Genomic DNA, 26,054 nt, shown 5'->3' on the forward strand with positions numbered 1-26,054 from the left:
ATCCGCCGCCCCCGCCCTCCCTCGCCACGGAACCCCGCCCCGCCTCAGGCCCCCTGCCGTACCGGAATGCTCAGGATCGTCGGTGACTCGGCCGGGGCCTGGAAGAAGTCGTTGCCCTTGTCGTCGACGACGATGAAGGCGGGGAAGTCCTCGACCTCGATCTTCCAGACGGCCTCCATGCCGAGTTCCTCGTACTCGACGACCTCGACCTTCTTGATGCAGTCCTGGGCGAGGCGCGCCGCCGGGCCGCCGATGGAGCCGAGGTAGAAGCCGCCGTGGGTGTCGCAGGCCTCGGTGACCTGTCGGGAGCGGTTGCCCTTGGCGAGCATGATCTTGGAGCCGCCGGCGGCCTGGAACTGCGCCACGTAGGAGTCCATCCGCCCGGCCGTGGTCGGGCCGAAGGAGCCGGAGGCGTAGCCCTCGGGAGTCTTGGCCGGGCCCGCGTAGTAGACCGGGTGGTCCTTGAGGTACTGGGGCATCTCCTCGCCCGCGTCCAGGCGCTCCTTGATCTTGGCGTGCGAGATGTCGCGGGCCACCACCAGCGGGCCGGTCAGCGAGAGGCGGGTCTTGACGGGGTACTTGGTCAGCTCGGCGAGGATCTCCTCCATGGGGCGGCCGAGGTCGACACGGACCACGTCGTCCTCGTCGGCCGAGAGGTGCTCGTCGGTGGTGTCGGGCAGGAAGCGCGCCGGGTCGGTCTCCAGCTGCTCCAGGAAGACGCCCTCGGCGGTGATCTTCGCGACGGCCTGCCGGTCGGCGGAGCAGGAGACCGCGATCGCGACCGGGCAGGAGGCGCCGTGCCGGGGCAGGCGGACCACCCGGACGTCGTGGCAGAAGTACTTGCCGCCGAACTGCGCGCCGATGCCGATCTTCTGCGTCAGCTCGAAGACCTTCTCCTCCAGGTCCTTGTCCCGGAAGCCGTGGCCGAGCGCGGAGCCCTCGGCCGGGATCTCGTCGAGGTAGTGCGCGGAGGCGTACTTGGCGGTCTTCAGCGCGTACTCGGCGGAGGTGCCGCCGACCACGATGGCGAGGTGGTACGGCGGGCAGGCGGCCGTGCCCAGCGAGCGGATCTTCTCCTCCAGGAACTTCATCATGGAGGCCTCGTTGAGGACCGCCTTGGTCTCCTGGTAGAGGAAGGACTTGTTGGCGCTGCCGCCGCCCTTGGCCATGAAGAGGAACTTGTAGGCGCCGCCGTCGGTCGCGTACAGCTCGATCTGCGCGGGGAGGTTGGAGCCGGTGTTCTTCTCCTCCCACATGGTCAGCGGGGCCATCTGCGAGTACCGCAGATTGAGGTTCTGGTACGCGTCGTAGATGCCGCGGGAGAGTGCCGCCTCGTCGCCGCCCTCGGTGAGGACCTGCTGGCCGCGCTTGCCCATCACGATCGCGGTGCCGGTGTCCTGGCACATCGGCAGGACGCCCGCGGCCGCGATGTTCGCGTTCTTCAGCAGGTCCAGGGCCACGAACTTGTCGTTCGAGGAGGCCTCCGGGTCGTCGATGATGCGGCGCAGCTGGGCGAGGTGGGCCGGGCGGAGGTAGTGCTGGATGTCGTGGATCGCCTCTTCGGCGAGCGTGCGCAGCGCCTCGGGCTCGACCTTGAGGAAGGTGCGCCCGTCCGCCTCGAAGGTGCTCACGCCCTGCGCGGTCACCAGACGGTAGGGGGTGGTGTCCTCCCCGGTCGGCAGCAGATCGGTGTACGCGAACTCCGGCATGATGCGGCTTTTCCTCACTCGGCAGACATCGCTGGCCTCCATGGGCAGCGCCCTCCAGCGTAGAACCTGCCGGGGCCGCCGCTCCTGTGAGGTAAGGCTCAGCGGCCCGGCGGGAGGGGGCCGATCCGGCGGCGGCCGGGACCCTGCCGGGCCGGGCGGGAAGGCGCGGCACGGCGGGACCGGATGCCCTAGTCGCGATCTATCGCGTTCGGTAGGGTGGATCCGTGGACCTCGAAAAGCGCCCCCAGCCGTCGGGGCAGCCCTCGGAGCAGACCTCGGGGCAGTCGGTGGAGATGCCCTCGCGGGCGCCGTTCGCCGAGCCCGGGGAGCCGCCGCTGCGCGCCTCGGACGCCGACCGTGACCGTATCGCCGACATCCTCGGAGAGGCGCTGGCCGAGGGCCGGCTCACCGCCGAGGAGCACTCCGAGCGGATCGACTCCGTCTACCGGGCCAAGACCCAGGGCGAGTTGGAGCCGCTGGTGCGCGATCTGCCGGGCGCGCACCGCGCGGGCCCGCAGCTGGCGGTGCCCGGGCGGCCCGTCCCCGGCACCATCCCGGCGGAGCCGGACGAGAACCTGGTCGCGGTGTTCAGCTCCTCGGTGCGCAAGGGGCGCTGGCGGGTCGGCCGCAGGACCCACGCCTACGCGGTCTTCGGCAGCGTGGAGATCGACCTGAGCCAGGCGGTCTTCGAGTACCCGCAGGTGGTGATCAAGGCGGTCTCGGTCTTCGGCAGCGTCGAGGTGCGGGTCCCGGAGAACGTCTCGCTGCGCGGCAGCGGCGGCGGTGTGCTCGGCAACTTCGAGGTCGACACCCTGGATTCCGTCGAACCGGAAGCGCCCGTCGTCTACGTCGAGGGCCTCGCCGTCCTCGGGAACATCGACGCCAAGGCCAAGCGCGGCAAGCTCATCAGCAACCTCCAGCGCAAGCTGCGCGGCAAGGGGCACGGCTCCCACTTCGGCCACTGACCTGGGCTTTCCGGGGGTGCGGTGGTCCCGCTCGCCGGGCCCGCGGGCCGCTTGCCGGGCTCCTCTCCGCCGGGGCCCGGAGGCTGCGGTCCGGTGACCGCGGATGTCCCCAACTCCCGCCCGCCGGAAGGAAGTAGAGGACCCTGGCCGTAAAGGCGCGGTCCTCGCCGGTGGTTCCTGTGCGCGTGCTTAGCGGCGTGCGAGGGCGGGTATTCCTTGCTGCATCGTCACTCGCCGCGAAGCTGTCGTCAGGAGTAGACCGTGCCGCAACCGCCGCATCAGCCCCTGCAGGTCGCTGCCGTTCGGCCCCAGCGGGTGCCAGTGCGCGAGCGCGACCAGGACGCGCCCTGGCACTCGGACGCGGTCTGCCGCCGTGACGAGGCCGGCCTCTTCTTCGCCCCGTCCAAGGAGCCCACGGCCGCCCGGCTCTCCCGCGAGGAGGCCGCGAAGCGGGTCTGCGCACGCTGCCCGGTGATGATCGAGTGCCGCGAGCACGCGCTCGTCCAGCCCGAACCGTACGGCGTCTGGGGCGGGTTGACGGCCGCCGAGCGGCGCGTGGTCCTCGCCCGCCGCCGCCGTCGCGACCTCGAACTCCAGAAGGCCCGCGCCACCGGCCGCATAGCCGCCGCGGGCTGAACTCCCGCCGGGGGCTGAACTCCGGCGCCCGCCGGGCCACTTCGCGTACGTATGTCTCGGCGTGCGTCTGTCCCTGCGTACGTCTGTCTCGGCGTGCGTCTGCCTTCGGTGTGCGTGCGCACCGCCTTACGTACGCGTCGCCGTGCATGCGTCCCGTCCGCGGGCACCCCTGCCGACGACTGCCGTACGCCCCGCCGTGTACGCCGCGGGGCGCCCCTCCTGGTGAGGGGCGCCCCGTGGCGGCTTCCGGCTCTCCGGTCCGCGCGGTCCGACTGCCGCGCGCGGCGGTCTACTTGGCCCGGTCGAAGTCGATGGCGCTGTAGGCGCGGAGCTTCTTCAGGCGGTGCGTGGAGTCGATCTGGCGGATGGTGCCCGAGCGCGAACGCATCACCAGGGACTGGGTGGTGGCGGTCTCCGCGCGGTAGCGCACGCCGCGCAGCAGTTCGCCGTCGGTGATGCCGGTGGCGACGAAGAAGACGTTGTCGCCCCAGACCAGGTCGTCGGTGGTCAGCACCCGGTCGAGGTCGTGCCCGGCGTCCAGGGCGCGCTGCTTCTCGGCCTCGTCCTTGGGCCAGAGCTTGCCCTGCAGGGTGCCGCCGAGGCACTTGATCGCGCAGGCCGAGATGATCCCCTCGGGGGTGCCGCCGATGCCCATCAGCATGTCCACGCCGGTGCCCTCGCGCACCGCCATCACCGAACCGGCCACATCGCCGTCGGAGATGAACTTGATCCGCGCCCCGGCCTCCCGGATCTCCCGGACGATGCCCTCGTGGCGGGGGCGGTCCAGAATGACGACCGTGACGTCCTCGGGGGTGGAGTTCTTCGCCTTGGCGACCCGGCGGATGTTCGCGGCGACCGGGGCGTTGATGTCGACGAAGTCGGCGGCCTCGGGCCCGGTGACCAGCTTGTCCATGTAGAAGACCGCCGAGGGGTCGAACATGGTGCCGCGGTCGGCCGCGGCCAGGACCGCGATGGCGTTGGACATGCCCTTGGCGGTGAGAGTGGTGCCGTCGATCGGGTCGACGGCGATGTCGACCTCCGCACCGGTGCCGTCGCCGATCTGCTCGCCGTTGTAGAGCATCGGCGCCTCGTCCTTCTCGCCCTCGCCGATGACGACGACACCGTTCATCGACACGGTGGAGACGAGGGTGCGCATGGCCCGTACCGCCGCGCCGTCGGCGCCGTTCTTGTCGCCGCGGCCGACCCAGCGGCCCGCTGCCATGGCCGCCGCCTCGGTGACGCGGACCAGTTCGAGCGCGAGGTTGCGGTCGGGCGCCTCGGGGGAGACCTCGAGTTCGGACGGCAGATGATGCTCGGTCATCAAGCGCACCTTTCTGAAATTCGAGAAGAAGAGCTGCGCGCCCGAGGGCGGCGGGGAGCACGGCGCGGGCGGGGCCGGAAGCGGACGGATGCGTTCATGACTCTAACGGCACCCCGCCAGAATGAGCAGTGCGCCCTTCGCATGAGCGGCCCGCCGGACCGGGGCGCGGGCCCGCACGTCAGGGGTGGTCGCGGGGCGGTCGCGGGGACCTGAGACCATGGGCGGGTGGCAGGTATGAGAGGAAGGCAGACGGTCCGCGACATGGTGTTGTCGCTGGCCGCCATCGGCGCGTTCGCGGCAGTGATCTATTTCGTCCTCCCGCACGACGACACCGAGAAGCCCCCGCAGAAGGTCGACTACCAGGTGGAACTCACCACCGCCCGCCGTGCCGCCGGTTATCCGGTGGCCGCGCCGGAGGGCCTCGGCAAGGGCTGGGCGGCGACCTCGGTGCGCTTCGACGGGGCCGCCTTCAAGGCCTGGCACCTCGGCTTCCACGGCCCGGACCGGACGTATGTCGCGGTGGAGCAGTCCACCGAGCGGCCCTCCCGCTTCATCGACCGGGTCACCCGCGGGGCCGACGAGACAAAGCTCACGCAGGAGATCGGCGGCGACCGCTGGCGCCGCTACGACGGCTCGGACTACGACGCCCTCGTCCTGAAGGAGAAGGGCGTGACCACGGTCGTCACCGGCCCCGCCTCCCGCTCCGAGCTGACACATGTGGCGGAGCGCCTCAAGCGGTCCTGAGGAGGCGGCTCCGGATCACTTCTCGCCAGGGCTTCCCGCTCGAAGCTCCCTCAAGGCTTCCGAGCGGGCCATCGAAGACGGCGAGCCGCCGAAGGTCGCCGGCCTTCGAAGACGGCGAGTCATCGAAGACGGCGAGTCATCGAAGACAGGGAAAGGGCCTCCGTCCGGCGCTGCTGCCGGGTGGAGGCCCTTTCTTCCGCGTACGGGGTGCGACGAGGCACGGGGTACGGGGTACGGATGCGCCCGCGTACGGGAGGTGCGCGGCGGTGCTCAGACGGTCTTGACGACGTCCTCGAAGGAGAGGCGCGGCGAACGCGGGAACCAGGCGTCCTCGCCCGGCTTGCCGATGTTGACGACGACCAGCGGGGTGTGGTCGTCGTCGAGGAACTCCTTGCGGACGCCCTCGGGGTCGAAGCCGGACATCGGTCCCGCGGCGAGACCGGCGGCGCGCACACCGATGATGAAGTACGCGGCCTGCAGTGCGGCGTTGAATCCGGCGGAGGCCTCACGGGTCTCACGCTGGCTGAAGAAGGCGTCCTTGGCCTGCGGGAAGTGCGGGAACAGCGTGGGCAGCTCCTCGTGGAACTCATTGTCCGCGGAGAGGATCGCGACCAGCGGCGCGGTGCTGGTCTTGGGTCGGTTGCCCTCCGACATGTGGGGCACCAGGCGCTCCCGGGCCTCCGCGGAGCGGACCAGGGTCACCCGCAGCGGGGACTGGTTGAAGGCGGTGGGCCCGTACTTGACCAGTTCGTAGATCGCCTGGACCTGCTCCTCGGTCACCGGCTCGTCGGTGAAGGTGTTCGCGGTGCGGGCCTCGCGGAACAGCAGGTCCTGGGCGGCGGGGTCGAGAACGAGGGACATGGTCAGCCTTTTCGTCGAGGGAGACGGCAGTTCAGCGCCGTGGGACCCACCGTACGAGAGGTAGGTTGAAGTTTCAACAAAAGCCGGGTTGCCGTGATCGACTTCACAGGAGCGCCGGGCCGGGTGCCGGGCGGTCCGCCCGCAGGCCGCCGCTCCTCGCTACTCCTCGTCCCCGGCGGCCGTCGCTCCCCCTTCCTCTTCCTCTTCCTCTTCTTCCCCCTCCTCTGCGTCCTCGGCCGCGAGGGCGGCGTCGAGGCGGGCGCGGGCGCCGTCCAGCCAGCGGCGGCAGACCCGGGCCAGCTCCTCGCCGCGCTCCCACAGCGCGAGGGACTCCTCCAGACTGGAGCCGCCGGCCTCCAACCGGCGTACCACGTCGACCAGTTCGTCGCGCGCCTGCTCGTAGCCGAGGGCCTCGGCGGCGGCCGTGCCCTGCTCGGTCGGTGTCTCGCTGGTCATTCCGCTGCCATTCCTCTGCCTTGTTCTCGTAGTTCTCGTACGGTGCGGCGGGCCGCCGGGGTGCGGTGGCCGCGGCCGGTGGTGCGCTGTCCGCGACAGCCCCCGGTGCGCGTGGTGGGGTGCGGGCGGGGCTACTCCTCCACCCGCACCACCCCGAACTCGCCCCCCGCGACCCGGGCCCGGAGCGGCCCGCCCTCGGGGGCGTCCGCGGGCTCGCGCACCACGGTGCCGTCCGCGGTCTGCAGGACCGCGTACCCCCGGCGCAGGGTGGCGGCGGGGGAGAGGGCGACCACCCGGGCGCGGGTGTGCGTCAGCTCGGAGGAGGCGCGGTCCAGGAGGTGGCCTAGGGTGCGGCGGGCGCGGTCGGCCAGGGCGCCCACCTGCTCGGCGCGGTCGTCGATCATGCGGTGCGGGTCCCGCAGGACGGGCCGGGCGAGGGCGTGGGCCAGCCCCCGCTCCTCGCGCTCCAGGAAGGACTCCAGGCAGCGCAGCGCCCGGTCCTGGAGCAGCCGCACCCGCTCGTACTCCTCGCCGACGTCCGGCACCACCTTCTTCGCGGCGTCGGTCGGGGTGGAGGCGCGCAGGTCCGCGACATGGTCGAGCAGGGGATTGTCCGGTTCGTGCCCGATCGCGGAGACCACCGGCGTACGGCAGTCGGCGACCGTGCGCACCAGCTGCTCGTCGGAGAAGGGCAGCAGATCCTCCACGCTGCCGCCACCGCGCGCCACGATGATCACATCGACGTCCCGGTGCCCGTCCAGCTCCTTGACGGCCTGGACCACCTGGGGCACCGCGTGCACCCCCTGCACCGCGACATTGCGCACCTCGAAGCGGACGGCGGGCCAGCGGTGCCGGGCGTTCTCCAGGACATCGCGCTCCGCCGCCGAGGCGCGGCCGCAGACCAGCCCGATGAGCTGCGGCAGGAAGGGCAGCGGCCGCTTGCGCTCGGCCGCGAAGAGTCCCTCGCCCGCCAGGGCCTTCTTCAACCGCTCCAGACGCGCGAGGAGTTCGCCGACCCCGACCGGCCGTATCTCGGTGGCCCGCAGGGAGAGCTGGCCGCGCGGCGCGTACCACTCGGGTTTGGCGAACACCACGACCCGGGCGCCCTCGGTGACGACATCGGCGACCGCCTCGAAGACCTGGCGGTAGCACGTCACGCTCACCGAGATGTCCTGCGAGGGATCGCGCAGCGTCAGGAAGACGACGCCCGCGCCGGGGCGCCGGGAGAGCTGGGTGATCTGCCCCTCCACCCAGATCGCGCCCAGCCGGTCGATCCAGCCGCCGATCAGGCGCGAGACCTGACCGACGGGCAGCGGCGCCTGAGCCGAGGTGTTCACAGCCATGCGCCGAGCGTATCGGCCGCCGCCGACAAACCGGGACTGTCCACAGGAGAGCACCGCACCCCTGGTCCCGAGGTTTTCCACAGGGGCGCCGGGACCGCGGGGTGACGCCCTACGATGGGTGCCATGACTGCTTCCCCTGCCAGTGCGGCCGGTCCGTCCGACGCCGACTCCGCCCCTGCCGGCAAGCGGGTCCTGCTGGCCGCGCCCCGGGGCTACTGCGCGGGCGTGGACCGCGCGGTGATCGCCGTGGAGAAGGCCCTCGAACAGTACGGCGCCCCGGTCTACGTACGGCACGAGATCGTCCACAACAAGTACGTCGTCCAGACCCTCGAACGCAAGGGTGCGATCTTCGTCGAGAAGACGGAGGAGGTGCCGGAGGGCTCGATCGTGATGTTCTCCGCGCACGGCGTCGCCCCGGTCGTCCACGAGGAGGCCGCCGGGCGCAGGCTCGCCACCATCGACGCCACCTGCCCGCTGGTCACCAAGGTCCACAAGGAAGCCGTCCGCTTCGCCAAGGAGGACTACGACATCCTCCTGATCGGGCACGAGGGCCACGAGGAGGTCATCGGCACCTCCGGCGAGGCCCCCGAGCACATCACGCTGGTGGACGGCCCCGGGGACGTCGCCCAGGTCGAGGTCCGCGACGAGTCCAAGGTGGTCTGGCTCTCCCAGACCACCCTCTCGGTCGACGAGACCATGGAGACCGTCGACGCCCTCAAGGAGAAGTTCCCGCAGCTCATCTCGCCGCCCAGCGACGACATCTGCTACGCCACCCAGAACCGCCAGCTCGCGGTGAAGGAGATGGGCGCCGACGCCGATCTGGTCATCGTGGTCGGCTCGCGCAACTCCTCCAACTCCGTGCGCCTGGTGGAGGTCGCCAAGCTCGCCGGCGCCCGCGAGGCCTATCTCGTCGACTTCGCCGAGGAGATCGACGAGAGCTGGCTGACCGAGGACGTGCGCACGGTCGGTGTCACCTCCGGGGCCTCGGTGCCCGAGGTGCTCGTCGAGGGCGTACTGGAGTGGCTGGCCGCCCGCGGCTTCGAGGACGTCGAGATCGTGAAGACGGCCGACGAGTCCATCCACTTCTCCCTCCCCAAGGAACTCCGCCGCGATCTGCGCGCCGAGGCCGCCGCCCTCGTCGGGGGCGGCTCCGCTGAGGGGCAGTCGAAGAGCGAGTAGTGCCGGGCCGGGGCGTGCCCGCGAAGGCGCGCCCCTCCCGCGGCACCCCCGGCGGACCGCAGGGGTGAAGCAGGGGTGAAGGGCCGGGGCGCACGGGCCCTGGCGGCGCGCGGCAGGCTTTACCGTAGCGCCATGGAGATCTTCGGCGTGGACATCGGCGGTTCCGGGATCAAGGGCGCACCCGTGGACCTGGACCGGGGCGAGCTTGCGGCCGACCGCTTCAAGGTGCTGACCCCGCATCCCGCGACCCCCGAGGGCGTCGGCGAGGGTGTCGAACAGGTCGTGCGCCACTTCGACTGGGACGGGCCGGTCGGCGTCACCTTCCCCGGCGTGGTGACCGACGGCTCGACCATCCGCACCGCCGCCAATGTCGACAAGAGCTGGCTCGACGTGGACGCCCGGAGCCTGCTCAGCGAGCGCCTCGGCGGTGCCGAGGTGGTGGTCCTGAACGACGCCGACGCCGCCGGAGTCGCCGAGATGCAGTTCGGCGCGGGCCGCGGCCGCAAGGGCACCGTCCTCGTGCTGACCCTCGGCACCGGCATCGGCAGCGCGCTCTTCGTCGACGGCACCCTGGTCCCCAACACCGAACTCGGCCATCTCGAACTCCACGGCCACGACGCCGAGAAGCACGCCTCCACCAAGGCCAAGGACGACAACGACCTCAGCTGGGAGCACTGGGCCCACCGGCTCCAGAAGTACCTGCTCCACGTGGAGATGCTGTTCTCCCCCGAACTCTTCATCCTCGGCGGCGGGGTGAGCCGCAAGGCCGACAAGTTCGTGCCCCTGATCAAGCACGTCAAGGCCGAGATCGCCCCCGCCCAACTCCGCAACAACGCGGGCATCGTCGGCGCGGCGATGCGAGCGCACGGGACGTACGGCGGGAAGTAGGGCTGCCGGTACGAGAATCCGTACGAGAACCGGTACGAGAAAGGGCGCCGCCGGGGAAGCGGCGCCCTTCCTGCGTGCGGGGCTCGGAGGACTGGGAACCTCAGTTCTGGGGCTTGGTCGCTCAGGCGCGCGTCGGGCGGGCCGGGCGCCGTCCGGCCTGGGGGCTGCCGTGGGGGCCACCCTTGGGTCCGCCCTGGGCCGGTGGGCGCGGCCGCCGGGTCCCCTGACCCCCCGGAGGCTGCGGCGGGCGGCCACGGCGGGCCGCCGCGCGCCGGGCCATCAGGCGGATCTTGCGTACGGAGACGATCAGACCGGCGACCAGGGTGCCGCCGTAGAGCCAGCCCGCGTGCAGGGCGAGCGCGGTGAACAGGCCCATCAGCAGGCCGCCGATCCCGCCCTCGGTGTCCGCGACGGGGAAGACGCCGACCGCGAAGGCGATCGGGACGACGACGGGCGCCAGCACCAGGTCGGCATTGCGCACCCACAGCGCGGTCAGCGCGCTCACCGGGAGGAAGAAGAATCCGTACACCGCCAGCGAGGAGCCGAAGAGCAGCCGGTCCAGACCGGCGACCAGGAACATCGCGGCGGCACAGAACAGCCCGCTGCCCAGCCCGGTCAGCCGGGGGTTGGGCAGCTGCCGGATCCGCTCCGCGAGACCCGCACCGGCGCCGCGGCCGGGCCGTGGATCACGCCCCGGTCGCGGGCCCCGCTCCGGTCCCGGGCGGCGGGGGGTACGCGCGGCCGGTGCGCCCGGCGCCTGCGGCCGTCTGACCGCGACTGGTGCGGTGCGGCGCGGGCCGCCCTGCGGCGGCAGGGGCGCGGTCCGGCGCTGACGGCTCTGGGGGGGACGGGTCCTCGGTTGCTCCACCGGACCAACGTAGATCCGATCATGTGCCGGGCGGCCGTCGGGACACGCGCTTTGACCTGTCTTGGCCAAGCATCCCGATGTCCTCCGTGAAGTGGAGAGCCTGCGGGGGTGGTGTGGGACGGGGGTACGCGCCGGGGCACGGGCCGCCGGCGGGGGCGCGAGAGGCCTTCGGGCGCCGGGTCCCGTACGCCGTAGACTGGGCGACCGGCCCGTGCGTGCGCTCACCCCGGGTCCCTCGGCAAAGCCAGTTCGCCCACCAGCCCTGACGTACGGGAAGTCGCAACGTGTCGCTCACGATCGGAATCGTCGGTCTGCCCAATGTCGGCAAGTCGACCCTGTTCAACGCCCTGACCAAGAACGACGTGCTCGCGGCCAACTACCCGTTCGCCACGATCGAGCCCAACGTCGGCGTCGTCGGCGTACCGGACCCCCGCCTCACCCAGCTCGCCGAGATCTTCTCCTCGCAGCGGGTGCTGCCCGCCACGGTCGACTTCGTGGACATCGCGGGCATCGTGCGCGGCGCGAGCGAGGGCGAGGGGCTGGGCAACAAGTTCCTCGCGAACATCCGCGAGTCCGACGCGATCTGCCAGGTCATCCGCGCTTTCCAGGACGAGAACGTCGTGCACGTCGACGGCAAGGTCTCGCCCAAGGATGACATCGAGACGATCAACACCGAGCTGATCCTCGCCGACCTCCAGACCATCGAGAAGGTCCTGCCGCGCCTCCAGAAGGAGTCCCGGATCAAGAAGGACGTGGCCCCCAAGGTCAAGGCGGTCGAGGAGGCCAAGGAGATCCTGGAGAGGGGCGACACCCTCTTCTCCGCGGGCATCGTCCAGGGCTCCGGCAACGAGGAGCTCCTGCACGACCTCCACCTGCTCACCACCAAGCCCTTCCTCTACGTCTTCAACGTCGACGAGGACGAGCTGACCGACGAGGACTTCAAGAACCAGCAGCGCGCCCTGGTCGCCCCCGCCGAGGCCATCTTCCTCAACGCCAAGCTGGAGGCCGACCTCGCCGAACTCGACGAGGACGAGGCCCTCGAACTCCTCCAGTCCGTGGGCCAGGAGGAACCCGGCCTCGCCACCCTCGCCCACGTCGGCTTCCGCACCCTCGGCCTCCAGACCTACCTGACCGCCGGCCCCAAGGAATCCCGCGCCTGGACCATCAAGAAGGGCGCCACGGCCCCCGAAGCCGCCGGAGTCATCCACACCGACTTCCAGAAGGGCTTCATCAAGGCCGAGGTCATCTCCTTCGCCGACCTGGTGGAAACCGGCTCGGTCGCGGAGGCGCGCTCGGCGGGGAAGGCGCGCATGGAGGGGAAGGACTATGTGATGCGGGATGGGGATGTTGTCGAGTTCCGGTTCAATGTGTAGCGGATGACGCCGCTCCGTTCTCGCTGATCCGGCGGGCGCAGCAGTTCACCTGGGGTCCGACTTTTCGGGGTCGGACCCCAGGTGTGTGTCTGATTCGAGTTCGGCGCCCTCGTATACTGCGCGTTATGCTTCTTTATCTTTCTTCATTTCGCATCGGGAATAGGCCCGAGGAGTTGCGGCGCCTGCTCGCCGGACGTACCCGCACGGCACTCGTGATGAATGCCTATGATTTCCAGGACGCGGATTCCAGGAATGCCTCCCTGGAGCGTGAGGTCGCGGAACTGCGATCGGTGGGGCTTGCTCCGGAGGAACTCGACCTGCGCGACTATTTCAGTGGTGACCTTTCGCTCCGGAAAACTCTGGAGAACTTCGACCTGGTGTATGTGCGGGGTGGGAACACCTTCGTCCTGCGCCGTGCTCTCCGGCACAGCGGCGCCGACGTACTGCTGCCGGAACTCCTGGCCTCCGACGCCCTGGTCCTCGGCGGCTACAGTGCCGCCGCGGCTGTCGCGGGCACCACTCTGCGCGGCATCGCCGGCCACGTGGACGACCCGGACCACCTTCCCGCGGGCTACCCCGAGGGTCCTGTGCTGTGGGACGGGCTCGGCCTGCTGCCCTTCGCGGTCGCTCCCCACTACCGCTCCGACCACCCCGAGACCGAGGAGATCGAGCACACCGTCCAGCACTACATCGACCATCACGAGCCGTTCGTGGCGCTGCGGGACGGCGAGGCGATCGTCGTCGACGGCGACGGTGTACGGGTCGTCGGCTGACCGGCGCCGGTCCCTCGGGGCCGAGGCGGGCCGCTCTCCTGGGCTGGGGTCGGGCGGTGTCAGGCGGCAACTGGCGGCATATACAGGCAAGTTGGGCTAACGTGGGGCTCCCACTTCTGACCAGGCCGACGAGACCGCGCGGCCCGGTCCGCCGGACTCCGGGGGGTTTCCATGGACCAGACCCTGCTGACGCTGGCCGCTTCCGCCGGCACCACCGTCGTGTCGCTCCTGGTGACCGAGGGGTGGCAGCAGGCCAGGGACGGCGTCGTGAGCGTGTGGCGGCGGTTCCACCCCGCGGCCGCCGAAGACGTGGAGGAGGCCCTGGAGGCGTCGCGGCGCTCCTTGCTCGCGGCGGCGGAGAGCGGTGACACCGAGGCCGCCCTCAACCTGGAGGCGCACTGGCGCCGACGCGTGGCGGAGCTGCTCACCGAGCACCCCCAGGCCGCGCCCGAGCTGGACGGGTTGCTGATCAGGCTGAACGAGGCCTCGTCGGGGCGGACGATCAACGGCGGCGTGCGGATGGAGGCCCGGGTGTCCGGGAACGGCCGCTCCTACCAGGCCGCCGGTGACCAGCACATCACCGAGCGATGAGCCCCACCGCGCCGGGCGACGCCGACGGAGAGTCCCGTCGGCGGGCCGAGCTCTGGGGCAGGGCTTCGGATCGGGCCCAGATCTTCCAGTCCGGCAGGGACCAGCAGATCACCCATATCCATGTACGGACCGTCTCCTCGGCCGAGGGGGGCTCGGAGACCGAGAGCGGTCTGGCCGTCCTCCGGATGGACGACCAGTTGCACACGCTGGTCCAGGTGCTGACCCTGACGGCGGCCGAGTGGCGGGAGCGCTGCACCGAACTGGCGGAGGAGGCGCAGCGCGCCCGGGAGGAAGGCCGCGCCGAAGCCCTCGCCGAGGTGCAGGAGCAACTCCAGGAGTCCGAACTCCGCGTCATCCAGGCGCAGCGAATGCTGCGGGAGGCGCAGGAGGGACGCAAGGAGGCGGAGGCCCTCATGCTGCGGGCCCAGCAGGAGGCGGCCCAGCTGCGGAGAGCCCAGGACGATCGAGAGGCGGCGCCGCAGGAGAACGATCTGCCGGCACCTCGCGGCGAAGACCGTACGGAACAACTGCGCGTGGAGGGAACGCAGTTGACCGACATCATGGACGAGGCCGAGGCGCAGCTCGCCTCGGTACGCGAAGAACTGCGCTCCCTGGGCGAGCAGGCGAGGGTGAAGCAGCTCGGACCGGGATCCGGCACCGTGGCGGGGGAGACGGTTCTGCCTCTTGCCCCGGAGGACGGACACCTCGCGAACTCTCCTGCCGAGTCCGCCGAGTCCGCCGAGTCCGCCGAGTCCGCCGAGTCCGCCGGGCGGGATTCCGGCTCCCGATCCACGGCGGTGTCTCAGACGGATGCCCAGGAAGAGCCGGGGACTCCGGAGCGGCCCAAGCCTCCGGTGCCGGGGCCGCCGCGGCGTGGCCGCATCAGTGTTCACCTGATGCTGTGTGCGCTCCCCGCGGCCGTTCCGATGGTCACCGTCACGGCCGTTCGGGCCGCGTACGCGGCCGACCCGGCAGCTTGGCAGGCCGTGGCATTCACGGTTTCGGCGGCGGTCGCCGGCCTCCTGGTCTACGCCGCTCTGGGATTCTCGATCATGGTGGCGGGCACGCTTTCGCTGGACCGGGACAGTGAATCGTCCGCTTGGAACACCGGACTCGTGGAAGCCCTGCTCGGAGCGTGCCTCTTCCTGATCGTCGGCTTCTTCACTCCGCTCGACTGGCCGGGCCCGGCCGGGGAGTGGGGCCGGTCGATCGCGGCGCTGGTGGGGCTCCACGCTTAGGTCAACCAGGTCAACCAGGTCGTTCAGGTCAACGGTAGGCGTCGCTCCCGCGGCGCCACGTCCACGTGAACGGTGTTCCCTCGGGTCCGGCCGTCCCTTGCGTACCCGTCACCAGCGGTAGTCCACCCTGCTCACGCGTGCCCTGCTCACGGGCACCCTGCCCACGGTTGCCAGGCCCAGGCACACCGTGTTCACCGGCACCACAGGCACGCCGAGGGCGTCAGGCCCCCCGTAGGTGCCGGGAGCGGCCTTCACGTCGGGGTGTCCTCGCCCTTCAACCCCACCCCCAGCTCCCCCCGCCCCCGCACCCCCAACTTCCGGTACGTGCTGGTCAGATGGGTCTCCACGGTCCGCCGGGCCAAGCCGAGCAGCTCCGCGATCTCGGTGTTGGTACGGCCCTGCGCCGCGAGGTCCGCCACCCGGCGTTCCCCGGCGGTCAGTGAGTCGGCCCCCGTATGAGGCGACGGCGCGCGCCGGGCCCCGGTTTCCCGGAGGGCGTCGGCGGCCTGGGTGCGGAGGTGGAGGGCGCCGAGGCGTTCGGCGTGGGCGGCGGCTTCGCGGAGGGCCGCGCGGGCGCGGGGGCGGTCTCCGTGGGCGAGGAGTTGGACGCCCAAGTCGAGGAGGCCGGCGGCCAGTTCGGTGCCGTCGGGGGCGGAGCGGAGCAACTCGACTGCCTCGGTGGTGAGTTGCAGGCCTTCGGGTCCGCCGGTGGCGCGGCCGAGGGCGCGCAGGGCCCGGCCTACCGTACGCGGGGTGTCCCAGACGCGGGCCAGGCGCAGTTCCTCGGTGGCGAGGGCCAGGGCCTCCGGGCGGTTGCCGAGGGCGAGTTGGCAGGCGGCGGCGGCCGAGCGCCAGGGGGTGACCACGGGGCTGTGCACGGTGCGGGCGCTCTGCCGGCGGCCGGATTCCAGGAAGTCGTGCAGGGCGCCGGGGAGGTCGCCCTCGGCGGAGCGCAGGACCCCGCGGGCGTAGAGGAAGCGGTTCAACTCCCAGGATTCGGCGGCCTCGCGGAGCAGGCGGCTGTCCACCAGGCGCCGGGCCCGGCCGAGTCGGCCGGTCGCGACGAGGGCGAGAACGGCGTGCGCATCGGCGTTGTCGGGCCCGCGCTGAACGTACTCGGATCCGCGCCGAGCGGACTCGGGCCCGTGCTGAGCGGACTCGGGCCCGTGCTGAGCGGACTCGGGCCCGCGCCGAGCGGACTCGGATCCGCGCCAAGCCGACTCGGGCCCGCGCTGAACGTACTCGGATCCGCGCCGAGCCAACTCGGCCCCGCGCCAAGCCGACTCAGGCTCGCGCCAAGGCAACTCAGGCCCGTGGGAGGCCGACTCGGGCCCGGGCCCGGCGGACTCGGATCCGTGCGGGTCCGGCCCGGAGCGGGCGGCGTGTTCGGCGAGGATGCGCTGGTGGTCGCCCCGGGCGGCGGTGACGTCGAGGCGTACGTTGCGCAGGGCGGCGGCCATGGGGTGGAGATAGCCGGGGCGTTGGCCGTCCAGGCCGCGTTCCACCAGGGCCTCGGCCTCGTCGAGTTCGTCGGCCCACTGGGCGACCGCGGCGGCGGTGCCGAGCAGGAAGGGTTCGGCGAGCGGGTCGGCGGGGCCGGTGAGCAACTCCCGTATGCGGCCCATCGCTTCGCGGGCCGAACTGGTCCCGGCGGTGGCCGCGTACCGGACGAGCAGGGCCGCTCCCGCGGTGCCGACCAGGCTGGGGGAGCGGTCGGCGGTGTCGCTCAGGGCGCGGTAGGCCTCGGCGCGGACCGTCTGGTCCTGGTCGGAGAGGAGCGCGACGGCAGCCCGTACGGTGCGGGCCAGTTCGGGGTGTCCGGCCAGGCCGCCCGCGACCCGGTGCAGGACCCGTACCGCGGGCTGCACCTCGCCGCGGTCGGCGAGGGCGGTGCCGAGGGCGAGGGCGGTGCGCACCCGGTCCTGGGATCCGGCGGGCAGCCGCAGCGCCTCGGTCAGCCGCGGGATGCCGCCGGGTGCCGTGCTGCCGCTGTACTCCAGCGAGCCCAACTCGGTGAGCAGCCGCTGCCGCAGGGCGTCCGGGAGGGGTTCGTCCAGCGCGCGGCGCAGATAGCGGACGGCGTCGGCGGGGCGGGCTTCGCGTACCGCGACGGCGGCCGCGTCCCGCAGGGTCCGCAGCGCCCAGGGCTCGCCGAGGGCGGTGACGGCGAGCAGTTGCCGGGCCACCGCCTCCACCGGGTCGCCGCGGCGCAGCATCTCCCCGGCCGCCGCCCGGCCCGCGGCGAGGCGCCGCTCGGCGGGCCAGCCCGCGAGCACCGCGTCGCGCAGCAGGGGGTGGGCCCAGCGCGGGCGGCCCCGGTCGTCGGGGCGCAGCGGGCCGAGCCGGGTCATGGCGGTGAGCCAGCCGGTCACCCGCGCCGGGTCGGTTCCGCTCGCCGCGGCGAGGAGTTCCGCCGGGTCCGCCAAGTCCTCAGGAAGAGCGGTGAGTTCGATGCCCGCGAGCGCGCGGGCCACCTCGGCGGTCTCCTTCCCCGCGCTGTCCAGCCACCAGGAGACGGCCGCCGGATAGGCGCCGGGGTAGAGCGCGGCGCTGCTCTCGGGCAGGCGGGTGCCGGGCGCCTCCCGCAGGTCTTCAAGGAGGGCGCGCAGGAGAAGCGGGCTGCCCGCGCCCGCCCTCACGCAGTCGGCGATGAACTGCGGGGTGGCGGACGGGAGTTCGTCGCGTACGAGCCGGGTCGCGGCGGCCTCGCCGAGCGGGTGGAGGGTGAGGGTGCGCACCAGGGACGGCGGCAGGGTGTGGGTGAGTCCGGCCGGGTGCGGGGCGATGTCGTACTGGCTGCGCTCGGTGGCCAGCAGGAGGAGGGGTAAGGCGTCGACGCGCCGGGCGGCCTCGGTGAACCAGCGGTGCGAGAGCGGATCGGCGAGGTGCACGTCGTCCACCGCCACGCACAGCGGGGCCTGCTCGGCATAGGTGTACAGCGTCCGCCAGAGCCGCGCCGCGGTGTCCCGCTCGCCGGTGCCGGACGGTTCGGAGTCGGTGAACTCCGGTATGCCGCACAGGAGATGGCGTACGGAGGAGAAGGGGGCCGCCCGGTCCTCGGGGGAGCAGCGCACGCTCAGCACGCGCAGTCCGAGCGCGGCGGCCTGCGCGGTGGCGCGCTCCAGGGCGGCGGTGCGGCCGGTGCCGGTGGCTCCCCGCAGCAGCACCAGGCGGCCGGTGCCCGCGTGGGCGCGAGCGGCTTCGGCCACCAACAGCGCCTGGGCGCCCTCGCGTTCCAAGAGCGGTGCGGTCATCGCGGCCTCCTGGGGTGCTGGGGGTGGGCGCCTGCCGTCGGCGGGGGAGGGAGAGACGGACCGCGCGTCATGAGGTACTCCGTCCGGGACCTGGGCGGTTCCCGTGGCGATGGTCACTGCGGAAAAACGCAACGAATTCGAAAGCGGATCCGCGGCTTCCGGTGCACCCCGTCTGACCTGGTGTTCTGTCCGCTTTTCCGGGTCTCTCGTGGTGGCCCGGAGGCTGCTCTCGTGGTGCCCCTCGTGGGGGTCCACGATTGCGGCGGGGCGGGCGGGCGAACAAAGGTGAGCCCGGCGCAGGTTTGGCCGGTCCGTCCGGTCGCCTGGCTTCGGCATCACACCGTTCACCTGGGAGAATCGGTTGCTCAGCTCACCCCGGACGCCGGAATCCGGCATCGCGCGGCGGATACCGGTGACGGTCGCCGCTCCGGACCCGCTGTCCCGTGAAGGCGCCGCGAGCCTGCTCCGCCACCGGCCCGAGATCGAGATGCGCGAGGACTCCGGACCCGGCACGGTCGCCCTCCTCGTGGAGGACGCCCTGGACGAGGACGCGCTCACCCGGGTGCGGCGGCTGGTGCGCGGCGAGGGCACCCGCGCGGTCCTGGTCACCGCGACCCTGCGGGAGAACGAACTCCTCGATGTGATCGGCTGCGGGGTCGGCGCCATCGTCTGGCGGCGGGAGGCCACCGCGCACCGGCTCGTGCAGGCGGTGCTCGCCGCCGCGCGCGGGGAGGGCGACCTCCCGGCCGACCTGCTGGGCAGACTCATCAGCCAGGTGGGCACCCTGCACCGGGGTACGGCGGGCAGATCGGGCGTGCCCTCGCTGGGCCTTGCACCACGCGAGGTGGATGTGCTGCGGCTCATCGCCGAGGGCCTCGACACCGGGGAGATCGCGGGCAAACTGTCCTACTCCGAACGCACCGTCAAGAACGTCATGCACGGACTCACCACACGACTGCACCTGCGCAACCGGGCACACGCCGTCGCATATGCCCTGCGTGAAGGCTACATCTGACCTTCCGGGCACCCGCGGGCGGACCCCGGGGCAGCGGCTCTGCCCGCCCGCCGTCCCCGCCGCGCCTCGGCCCGCCCGTACGGAGGCGGCACGATCGGTACCGGGCGGGCAGAGGGACGCGCCCGGGATTCCCCGAACTGGGCCCGCCCGGCTCGGTGATGGACCTGGACAGGGTCCACCCGGCAGGGCGAGGGACCCGAACAGGGCGCACCGGCAGGGCGATTCACCCGGACGGGACGTGCCGACAGGGCCGATCCATCCCCACAGGCCGTACCAGCAAGGCGATTCAGGAGCACGACGGTGATCCACGAGGTGGACGAGGTCCTCAAGGGGCTGCTCGGCGGCGGCGCGCTGACCGGCTCGGGCATCGAGGTGTCCTTCGAGGCACCCACCCGGGACTGGGCGGCCCGGCGCAACGCCCCGGTGGTCAACGCCTACTTGTACGACATCCGCGAGGACGTCGCCCGCCGGCAGCGCGGGCAGGTGCCGGTGCGCGACGAGCGCGAGGTCGTGGTGCGGCGCCGTCAGCCGCCGCGCTGGTTCCGCCTCTCGTATCTGGTGACGGCCTGGACCAAGACCCCGCAGGACGAACACCGGCTGCTCTCCGCCGTGTTGGCGACTCTGCTGCCCCGCGAGATGCTCGGCCCCGACGAACTCCCGGGCTCGCTGGGCAACTTGGGCCTGTCGGTGCCGGTGACGGTGGCCGGGATCCAGACTGAGTCCCGCTCGCTCGCCGAGATCTGGTCCGCGCTCGGCGGCGAACTCAAGCCCTCCCTCGACCTGGTGGTCACCGCGCCCTTCCCGGCCTACCCCGAGTACGACGCGGGCCCGCCGGTCACCGAGGGCGCGGTGGTACGGGTACGCGGACTGGACGACGACCCGCCGGAGGACGGCGAACGCGCGCACCGCCCGGGGCAGCTCGCCACCGCCCGCGAGGCCGCCCGCGAGCGGAACAGGCAGGGCGGGCGGAACGGGCAGGACAACCGGAACCGGCAGGACAGTCAGAACCGGCAGGACAAGCAGAACCAGCGATGACCGAGTCCCGCGCCGACACCGCACCCGCCGCCCCCGCGCCCCTGCTCACCGGACTGGCCGCCCTGCGCGAACGGGTCGCCGCCCTGGTCGCCCACCGCTCGGCCGGTGACCCCACCGCCGAGGACCCGCTGCGGGGCCTCTACCTCTCCGAGGAGGCGGTGCACCACCTGCTGCACCGGCCGGGCGGGCCCGGGACGGCGCAGGGCTCCGCCGCCCCTTCGGGCAGCGACCACCCCACTGCCCCGCCGGACGGCGACCGCTCCGCCGCCGGGGGCAACTCCCCTGCCCCTGAGGGCAGTTCCCCCGACTCGCCCGACCCGCTGAGCGCCCTCGCCGCCCGCAACGGCCTGACCGAGCGGGACACCGCCGTCCTGCTCGTCGCGCTCGCCCCCGACCTGGACCGCTCCTTCGAGCCGCTCTACGGCTACCTCAACGACGATGTGAGCAGGCGCCGGGCCACCATCGGGCTCGCCCTCGACCTGCTCGGGGCGCCCGCGTACGAGGCCGGGGCGCGGGCCCGCTTCCACCCCTCGGCGCCGCTGCGGGCGCTCGGCCTGCTGGAGGTGGAGGAGCCCGAACGCCCCTTCCTCAGCCGCTCCTTGCGGGTACCGGACCGGCTGCTCGGCCACCTCCTCGGCGACGACACTCCCGACCCGGAACTCCGCGGCCATCTGCACCCGCTGCCCGAACCGCCCTCCCTCGAAGACACCCCGGACGGCGCGGAGTTCGTCGCCCGGCTCGCCCGACGCCTGCGCCAGGGCCCGCTGTTCGGCTACGTACGGGAGCACCGGGAGGGCGGGGGCGTGGCCGCGCTCACCTCGGCGCTGCGGGCGGCGGGACTGGCCGCCCTGCGGTTCAGCGGCCCCCAGGAGCGGGTCCCCGCCCTGCTGCGCGAGGCGCGGCTCACCGGGCAGGCCGTGGTCCTGACCGAGCTGCCGGAGCAACCCGAGGCCCTGGTACACCAGTTGGGCGCCGCCGGGGATGTGACCGTACTGCTCGCGGACCCGCGCCCGTACGACCCGCACTGGTCCCCCTACGACCCGCTGGTGCTTCAGGCGCCCCGGCTGCGGGCCGGGGGTGCCGCCTCCTGGGCGGCGGCGCTCGGCCCGGCGGCCGAGGGCTTCGACCTGGCCTCGGCGGTCGCCCCGTACCGGCTCGGCGGTGAGCGGGTGCGCCGGGCCGCCGAGGCCGCCCGGGCGCTGGCCGCCTTCGAGGACGCCCCACTCGGCGCGGAGCACATCCGGCTCGCGGCCCGGCAGCAGTCGGCCTCCGGCCTGGAGCAGCACGCCCGGCGGATCCGGCCCGCGGTCGGCTGGCCCGACCTGGTCCTGCCCGAGAAGCCGCTGGCCCAGCTGCGCGAACTCGCCCTGCGCGCCCGGCACCGCGACCGGGTGCTCGGCGACTGGCGGCTGAGCGCGGGCGGCGGCCGGGGCCGCGGGGTGCTCGGCCTGTTCGCGGGCGAGTCCGGCACCGGCAAGACGCTCTCCGCGGAGGTGGTCGCCGCCGACCTCGGACTCGACCTGTATGTCGTGCAGTTGTCGTCCATCGTGGACAAGTACGTGGGCGAGACCGAGAAGAACCTGGAGCGCGTCTTCAGCGAGGCGGACCGCACCGACGCGGTGCTCCTCTTCGACGAGGCGGACGCCGTCTTCGGCAAGCGCTCCGAGGTCAAGGACGCGCACGACCGGTACGCCAACCTGGAGAGCGCCTATCTGCTCCAGCGCCTGGAGTCCTTCGACGGCATCGCGCTGCTCACCACCAATCTGCGCGCCAACATCGACGAGGCCTTCACCCGGCGGCTCGACTCGGTGGTCGACTTCCCCTTCCCGGACCCGGAGCAGCGGCTCGCCCTGTGGCGCTACAGCCTCTCCGCCGTGCCCCGCGCCGAGGGTGTCGATCCGGCCCCGCAGGCACGGGAGTTCGAGCTGTCCGGCGGCTCCATCCGCAGTGCCGTGGTGACCGCGGCCTATCTCGCCGCCGGACGCGGCGAACTCCTCGGCGACGCGGACCTGTGGGAGGGCGCCCGCCGCGAGTACCGCAAGGCGGGACGGCTGGTCCCGGGCGAGGCGGGCTGGTAGGCGGCAGGGTGGCCTCCTCCGTACGACCGGTGTCGGCCCTCGGCAGCCAGTCATCGGCCAACCGGTCGTCGGCCAACAAACGCGGCACGCACGCCACTTGAGCAACAGCGCCTGAAACAGGCCAGCTTGAGCAACAGCCCCTGGAACAAGGGCTCTTGAGCGACACCCTCGTACGGACGGGAACAGGACCCCGACCTGGAACCAGACCTGGACCTGGACTGGACCCAGGCCCCGTACGCACGAGAAAAGGACCCCCGGCCGACCTGATCGTCGACCGGGGGCCATCTCCGTACGGGAGTCGGGGGAACCCTCCGTACGGGAATCGGAAGGCGTGCCGTCAGACCGAGAAGCGGCCGTCAGACCGAGAACCGGAAGGCCACCAGTTTCCGGCCCCGGGTCTCCTCCTTCATCATGTCGGCGCCGCCGTACATCCACTCACCGGGCTTGGTGCAGCCCAGCGGGCGCCAGCCGTCCACCTCGATCCGGGCGACCTGGCAGACCGAGCCGTCGGGGACCTTGATGGTGTAGCCCTGGAGCGGGGACTCGGACTCCTTGCTGCTGCCGATGTAGAGGTTCTGCCCGTCCGGCTTGGTGACCCAGGGCTCCTTCCAGCCGCCGAGCGCGTAGGCCGCCGCGGCGTGCACGCCCTTGGTGCCGGAGGTGGCGATGTTGAGGGCCTTGATGGGCGGCTTGCCCTCCCAGGAGCCCTCGGTCTCCACCGGGTCGGCGCCGTCGCAGACCGGCTTCTGCCAGCCCTTGTCGGCGACCAGGGCGCGGTAGCAGATGTGGCGGCCCGGCTTCAGCTCCACGGCGTCGCGCACCGCGTCGGCGGCGGTGCGCTCGCGGGGCTTTTTCTTCTTCTCCTCGCCGCCACCGCCCCCGCCCTTCGGCTGGGACTGGACCGGCTCCGGCTCCTTGCTGGGGGTGGCGCTGGGGCTGGGCGGCGCCGAGGTCGGCGGCGGTGGGGGCAGCGTGCTCCCCGTCTCCTGGAGTTTCTCCCTGGCCAGGCTGTGCACCTGCGGCTTGTAGGCGAGCCAGATCATCACGAAGGCGATCGCCAGGGTCAGGAAGATGCCGAAGACGGTCATCAGCCAGCGGGGCAGGAAGCCGCGCTGCACGAAGGTGCCGTCGACGTCCACCGGCTGCGCCCCGGAGCGCCGCAGCGCGAGCTTGTAGTGCTGCTCCTCCTTGGAGCCGAACCAGATGATCTGCCGGGGCCGCAGCGTGGTGTCGACGAACACCGCCCGCCCCGGCTCGATCTGCACATTGGCGGGCCGCATCTCGTAGGCGAGCTTGTCGCCGTTGTCGCTGCCGCTGAGCGAGGCGGTCACCTTGGTGTTGCCGAGGTTGTCCACCGCGAGGCGCGGGCGCCCGCGGAAGCGCCCCTTGACGACCGGGGGCACCAGCTCGGCCCGTACCTCGGTGAAGGGGGTGACCGTCAGGTTCCCCTCCGGCACGGTGACCGCCTCGGGGTGCTCGGTCGGGGTGATCCGCACCGCGTACGGGTTCGGGCCGGCCTCGGCGTCGGGGGTGCGCGGCGGGGCGAAGGTCAGCTCCACGGTTCCGGTGGTGCCGGGGTACAGGCGCAGGGTGCCCGGCTCCACGGTCGTCCACGGGGCCACCGGGCCCACCGGTTCGAAGCGGTACTCGTCGACGACGTCACCGGTGTTGCGCACCCGCAGCCGCACCCGCGTACTGCTACCGGGATCGACCGTGGTGGAGGCGGGTTCGAGAGAGGTCCACAGGCTCACGCCGTCGACGCTACCGGCGGGCCCGCCGCGGGTCAGCAGGCCGCGGGGCAGGCCCGGTTGCCCCCGGGGACAGCGCGAGATGCCCCCGGGGTACCGGCGGCGCGGGCCCGCCTCAGGCGGCGGTGTCCATCGCCTCCGGGCTGCTGTCGCGGCCGCCCGCGTTGTCGGAGGCGGGGGAGTCGGACTCGGAGCCGTGGCCGGTGTCCACGCGCTCCTTGCCGCCGCAGTCGACCCGGAGGGTGACGTGGGTGCCGCCGGCCGCCCGCGCCGCCGCGTCGATGCGGGCCGCGAGTTTCGCGGCGCCCGCCACCGTGTAGTCCTCGATGCCGATGCTGGAGGACTTGCTCGGCCAGAAGGGGCCAGGGCGCTTGGAGTCGTCGCCCATGAACAGCTCCATGTAGCAGACCATGCAGGGCCGCTTCACGCCCGCGATGCGGTTCGCCGGGATGCTGCCCTCGGGCGCGCTCGCCATGATGCGGCGCTCGGCGTGCAGCCCGTCCTCGCCCTGCTCGGCGCGCCCCTCCGGGATGTTGACCGGTCCGGCGAGCGCCTGGAGCAGCTCGCCGAAGCGCTCGGAGCCCTCCGCGGAGCCGAGCAGGCGGCTCGCGAGCTTGCTGGCGTGCCGCTTCTCGAACGGCATCCGCTCGGTGTTCGTGTCGTTCACGGTGGCGGTGTTCGCCGCCAGCAGGTCGGTGAGGAAGGCGCGGGCGTTGTTCTTGGTGCCGCGCAGGTCGGCGAGGGCCTTGTTGGCGGTGTCCTTGTTGGAGGAGATGTACAGCTCGTACTTCTTCAGGGTCTCGGTGTTCGGCGCGACCGGCGCGGAGTCGACGCCGGCGACGCCGGCCTGCACTTCCTCCGGCTGCTTGCCCAGGTCGTTGAGGTAGTTGAAGGCGGCGGTGGAGATCCAGCGCAGGGCCTGCTCCACCGGCACCTGCTTGAAGGACCGCTTGCCGCTGATGCCGCCCGAACCGTGGTACATCCCGCCCATCTTGGTCTCCTTGAGACCCTCGCGGGTGGCGTGCGCGGGCGGGTTCGCGGGCTTCATCGGCAGGTGGACGGTCTTGTCCCGGGCGCCGCCGTGCGCCTCCCAGCCGTGGTTGTCCACCAGCGCCGAGACGATGGCCGCGGCGACCGAGGCGCCGTCCTTCACCTTGCCCTTCTTCTTGCTGACCCGGCCGCCGCTGGTGGGCATCCGCTGCACCGACTCCCGGCCCTCGGCGCGGTCCCCGTCCGCGGCGCGCTGCACCGCCGGGGCCCCCGGCATCGACAGGTCGGGCGCCGCGCCCTGCGCCACCCGGCGGCCGTTGGCGGCGGACTGGCGCTCGAAGTCGTCGCCCTCGTGGGAGACCTTCACGCCCGAGCCGTCGTTGCGGCCCGCGACCTCGCCCTGCGACTGCTGCCGTACGTGGTCGAGTTCGTGGAACATGGTCTCGTCGTCGACCTTGTCCGCGCCGAGCACGATGTGGTTGCCCACGGTCAGCGCGCGGGCCTCGAAGTCGGCGGCGGCGCGCTGGGCCACCGCGTCGTTGTGCACCACCACATGGTCCATCGGCATCTGGTACGCCTGCTGGGCCTTGTCGAGGATGTGCGGGGCGAGCGAACTGCCGCCCTTGCCGGTCGCCTCGGCCAGCGAGTCCCGCCGCTCCTCCGCGGCCCGCTCCATCCCGCTCGGCGCCATCCGCCGCTGCACGCCCAGCTGCCGGGGGCCCTCGTGCCCGCAGCCGGGGCCGTGCCGGTGCCCCTCGGCCGCCGCGCGCTGCACCGCCTGGTGCCCGCAGCCCGCGCCGTGCTCGTGCCGCTCCTCGCCGAGGGCGCGCGAGACCGCGGCGTTGCCCGCGGCGCGCTGCAGTGCGAGCAGGCCCGCGGCGGGGGAGGCGAGCGGCGGGCGGGCGGGGGCGCGTACCGCCCCGGGCCGGCCGCCCCGGTCCTTGTCCTGGTCCTGCGCGCGCACGGGCCTTCCTCCTCCACGACTCCAC

The 26,054-nt window shown here is 72.6% G+C and carries 21 protein-coding genes; 12 read left to right on the top strand and 9 right to left on the bottom strand.

Going from position 1 to position 26,054, the window contains the following annotated elements; translation table 11 throughout:
- Window positions 1–44: 44 nt before the first annotated feature.
- Window positions 45–1,709 carry a fumarate hydratase gene (locus tag HFV08_RS01215; RefSeq protein WP_168534901.1) on the bottom strand — a complete coding sequence of 555 codons (1,665 nt, stop codon included), beginning with the start codon at window positions 1,707–1,709 and terminating at the stop codon, window positions 45–47.
- A 224-nt stretch (window positions 1,710–1,933) separates the two neighbouring features.
- Here HFV08_RS01215 and HFV08_RS01220 point away from each other — a divergent pair, with 224 nt between their 5' ends.
- Together HFV08_RS01220 and HFV08_RS01225 are read left to right on the top strand one after the other, a co-directional pair.
- Window positions 1,934–2,674, top strand: a complete 741-nt coding sequence (locus HFV08_RS01220) for a DUF1707 SHOCT-like domain-containing protein (RefSeq protein WP_168534903.1) — start codon at window positions 1,934–1,936, stop codon at window positions 2,672–2,674.
- 261 nt (window positions 2,675–2,935) lie between these two features.
- Complete coding sequence (locus HFV08_RS01225; RefSeq protein WP_040248886.1) at window positions 2,936–3,310, top strand: WhiB family transcriptional regulator; 375 nt, start codon at window positions 2,936–2,938, stop codon at window positions 3,308–3,310.
- A 289-nt stretch (window positions 3,311–3,599) separates the two neighbouring features.
- Here HFV08_RS01225 and glpX read toward each other — a convergent pair whose 3' ends face one another.
- Entirely contained in the window at window positions 3,600–4,631 is a 1,032-nt protein-coding gene (gene glpX / locus HFV08_RS01230) for a class II fructose-bisphosphatase (protein WP_040248883.1), read from the bottom strand.
- A gap of 234 nt (window positions 4,632–4,865) precedes the next feature.
- On the opposite strand from glpX, the gene HFV08_RS01235 reads away from it, so the two are divergent.
- Window positions 4,866–5,375, top strand: coding sequence for a DUF4245 domain-containing protein (locus HFV08_RS01235; protein WP_040248880.1), 510 nt, complete (start codon window positions 4,866–4,868; stop codon window positions 5,373–5,375).
- Window positions 5,376–5,645: 270 nt separating this feature from the next.
- Here HFV08_RS01235 and HFV08_RS01240 read toward each other — a convergent pair whose 3' ends face one another.
- The 3 genes from HFV08_RS01240 to xseA all read right to left on the bottom strand — a co-directional run bounded on the left by HFV08_RS01240 (window position 5,646) and on the right by xseA (window position 8,035).
- Window positions 5,646–6,236 carry a malonic semialdehyde reductase gene (locus HFV08_RS01240; protein WP_168534905.1) on the bottom strand — a complete coding sequence of 197 codons (591 nt, stop codon included), beginning with the start codon at window positions 6,234–6,236 and terminating at the stop codon, window positions 5,646–5,648.
- Window positions 6,237–6,395: 159 nt separating this feature from the next.
- Entirely contained in the window at window positions 6,396–6,692 is a 297-nt protein-coding gene (locus tag HFV08_RS01245; protein WP_168534907.1) for an exodeoxyribonuclease VII small subunit, read from the bottom strand.
- Between the two features lie 131 nt (window positions 6,693–6,823).
- Window positions 6,824–8,035, bottom strand: a complete 1,212-nt coding sequence (gene xseA / locus HFV08_RS01250; RefSeq protein ID WP_168534909.1) for an exodeoxyribonuclease VII large subunit — start codon at window positions 8,033–8,035, stop codon at window positions 6,824–6,826.
- Between the two features lie 114 nt (window positions 8,036–8,149).
- On the opposite strand from xseA, the gene HFV08_RS01255 reads away from it, so the two are divergent.
- Complete coding sequence (locus HFV08_RS01255) at window positions 8,150–9,214, top strand: 4-hydroxy-3-methylbut-2-enyl diphosphate reductase (RefSeq protein WP_376770540.1); 1,065 nt, start codon at window positions 8,150–8,152, stop codon at window positions 9,212–9,214.
- A gap of 132 nt (window positions 9,215–9,346) precedes the next feature.
- Window positions 9,347–10,102: a polyphosphate--glucose phosphotransferase gene (gene ppgK / locus HFV08_RS01260; protein WP_168534913.1), complete on the top strand. Its 756-nt coding sequence runs from the start codon at window positions 9,347–9,349 to the stop codon at window positions 10,100–10,102.
- Between the two features lie 121 nt (window positions 10,103–10,223).
- Here the strand turns inward: ppgK and HFV08_RS31260 are convergent, their stop codons facing one another.
- Window positions 10,224–10,970 (bottom strand): DUF6542 domain-containing protein, encoded by a 747-nt coding sequence (locus HFV08_RS31260; protein ID WP_376770541.1) that lies wholly within the window; start codon window positions 10,968–10,970, stop codon window positions 10,224–10,226.
- Between the two features lie 284 nt (window positions 10,971–11,254).
- Here HFV08_RS31260 and ychF point away from each other — a divergent pair, with 284 nt between their 5' ends.
- The 4 genes from ychF (at window position 11,255) to HFV08_RS01285 (ending at window position 14,945) form a co-directional block, all read left to right on the top strand.
- A complete protein-coding gene (gene ychF / locus HFV08_RS01270) occupies window positions 11,255–12,343 on the top strand; it encodes a redox-regulated ATPase YchF (RefSeq protein ID WP_168534915.1) in 1,089 nt (362 codons plus the stop codon).
- A 215-nt stretch (window positions 12,344–12,558) separates the two neighbouring features.
- Window positions 12,559–13,116, top strand: coding sequence for a Type 1 glutamine amidotransferase-like domain-containing protein (locus HFV08_RS01275; protein ID WP_246341421.1), 558 nt, complete (start codon window positions 12,559–12,561; stop codon window positions 13,114–13,116).
- Between the two features lie 171 nt (window positions 13,117–13,287).
- The gene (locus HFV08_RS01280) at window positions 13,288–13,707 is read left to right on the top strand and encodes a hypothetical protein (RefSeq protein WP_168534917.1); all 420 of its coding nucleotides are present in this window, start codon (window positions 13,288–13,290) and stop codon (window positions 13,705–13,707) included.
- A complete protein-coding gene (locus HFV08_RS01285; RefSeq protein WP_168534919.1) occupies window positions 13,704–14,945 on the top strand; it encodes a hypothetical protein in 1,242 nt (413 codons plus the stop codon). The genes HFV08_RS01280 and HFV08_RS01285 overlap by 4 nt, the downstream gene beginning before the upstream one ends.
- Before the next feature lie 251 nt (window positions 14,946–15,196).
- Here the strand turns inward: HFV08_RS01285 and HFV08_RS01290 are convergent, their stop codons facing one another.
- Entirely contained in the window at window positions 15,197–18,199 is a 3,003-nt protein-coding gene (locus HFV08_RS01290; RefSeq protein WP_168534921.1) for a helix-turn-helix transcriptional regulator, read from the bottom strand.
- Window positions 18,200–18,560: 361 nt separating this feature from the next.
- Between HFV08_RS01290 and HFV08_RS01295 the strand changes: the two genes are divergently transcribed.
- The 3 genes from HFV08_RS01295 (at window position 18,561) to HFV08_RS01305 (ending at window position 22,327) form a co-directional block, all read left to right on the top strand.
- The gene (locus HFV08_RS01295) at window positions 18,561–19,214 is read left to right on the top strand and encodes a helix-turn-helix transcriptional regulator (RefSeq protein ID WP_210429706.1); all 654 of its coding nucleotides are present in this window, start codon (window positions 18,561–18,563) and stop codon (window positions 19,212–19,214) included.
- Window positions 19,215–19,514: 300 nt separating this feature from the next.
- A complete protein-coding gene (locus HFV08_RS01300; RefSeq protein ID WP_168534923.1) occupies window positions 19,515–20,249 on the top strand; it encodes a Pvc16 family protein in 735 nt (244 codons plus the stop codon).
- Window positions 20,246–22,327, top strand: a complete 2,082-nt coding sequence (locus HFV08_RS01305; RefSeq protein ID WP_168534925.1) for an ATP-binding protein — start codon at window positions 20,246–20,248, stop codon at window positions 22,325–22,327. The genes HFV08_RS01300 and HFV08_RS01305 overlap by 4 nt, the downstream gene beginning before the upstream one ends.
- A 356-nt stretch (window positions 22,328–22,683) precedes the next feature.
- Here HFV08_RS01305 and HFV08_RS01310 read toward each other — a convergent pair whose 3' ends face one another.
- The gene (locus HFV08_RS01310; RefSeq protein ID WP_168534927.1) at window positions 22,684–24,078 is read right to left on the bottom strand and encodes a COG1470 family protein; all 1,395 of its coding nucleotides are present in this window, start codon (window positions 24,076–24,078) and stop codon (window positions 22,684–22,686) included.
- A 112-nt stretch (window positions 24,079–24,190) separates the two neighbouring features.
- Entirely contained in the window at window positions 24,191–26,029 is a 1,839-nt protein-coding gene (locus tag HFV08_RS01315; RefSeq protein ID WP_168534929.1) for an eCIS core domain-containing protein, read from the bottom strand.
- Window positions 26,030–26,054 lie beyond the last annotated feature (25 nt).

Origin of the sequence: Streptomyces physcomitrii, from assembly GCF_012273655.1 — a bacterium.
In the GTDB taxonomy this organism is placed as follows: domain Bacteria; phylum Actinomycetota; class Actinomycetes; order Streptomycetales; family Streptomycetaceae; genus Streptomyces; species Streptomyces physcomitrii.

What these genes read in the sequence shown, in the direction of transcription:
- xseA (WP_168534909.1), bottom strand. Translation starts at nt 8,035, where the DNA reads ATGGCTGTGAACACCTCGGCTCAGGCGCCGCTGCCCGTCGGTCAGGTC.
- glpX (WP_040248883.1), bottom strand. Translation starts at nt 4,631, where the DNA reads ATGACCGAGCATCATCTGCCGTCCGAACTCGAGGTCTCCCCCGAGGCG.
- HFV08_RS01245 (WP_168534907.1), bottom strand. Translation starts at nt 6,692, where the DNA reads ATGACCAGCGAGACACCGACCGAGCAGGGCACGGCCGCCGCCGAGGCC.
- HFV08_RS01240 (WP_168534905.1), bottom strand. Translation starts at nt 6,236, where the DNA reads ATGTCCCTCGTTCTCGACCCCGCCGCCCAGGACCTGCTGTTCCGCGAG.
- HFV08_RS01235 (WP_040248880.1), top strand. Translation starts at nt 4,866, where the DNA reads ATGAGAGGAAGGCAGACGGTCCGCGACATGGTGTTGTCGCTGGCCGCC.
- HFV08_RS01290 (WP_168534921.1), bottom strand. Translation starts at nt 18,199, where the DNA reads ATGACCGCACCGCTCTTGGAACGCGAGGGCGCCCAGGCGCTGTTGGTG.
- HFV08_RS01275 (WP_246341421.1), top strand. Translation starts at nt 12,559, where the DNA reads ATGAATGCCTATGATTTCCAGGACGCGGATTCCAGGAATGCCTCCCTG.
- HFV08_RS01280 (WP_168534917.1), top strand. Translation starts at nt 13,288, where the DNA reads ATGGACCAGACCCTGCTGACGCTGGCCGCTTCCGCCGGCACCACCGTC.
- ppgK (WP_168534913.1), top strand. Translation starts at nt 9,347, where the DNA reads ATGGAGATCTTCGGCGTGGACATCGGCGGTTCCGGGATCAAGGGCGCA.
- HFV08_RS01215 (WP_168534901.1), bottom strand. Translation starts at nt 1,709, where the DNA reads ATGCCGGAGTTCGCGTACACCGATCTGCTGCCGACCGGGGAGGACACC.
- HFV08_RS01305 (WP_168534925.1), top strand. Translation starts at nt 20,246, where the DNA reads ATGACCGAGTCCCGCGCCGACACCGCACCCGCCGCCCCCGCGCCCCTG.
- HFV08_RS01285 (WP_168534919.1), top strand. Translation starts at nt 13,704, where the DNA reads ATGAGCCCCACCGCGCCGGGCGACGCCGACGGAGAGTCCCGTCGGCGG.
- HFV08_RS01255 (WP_376770540.1), top strand. Translation starts at nt 8,150, where the DNA reads ATGGGTGCCATGACTGCTTCCCCTGCCAGTGCGGCCGGTCCGTCCGAC.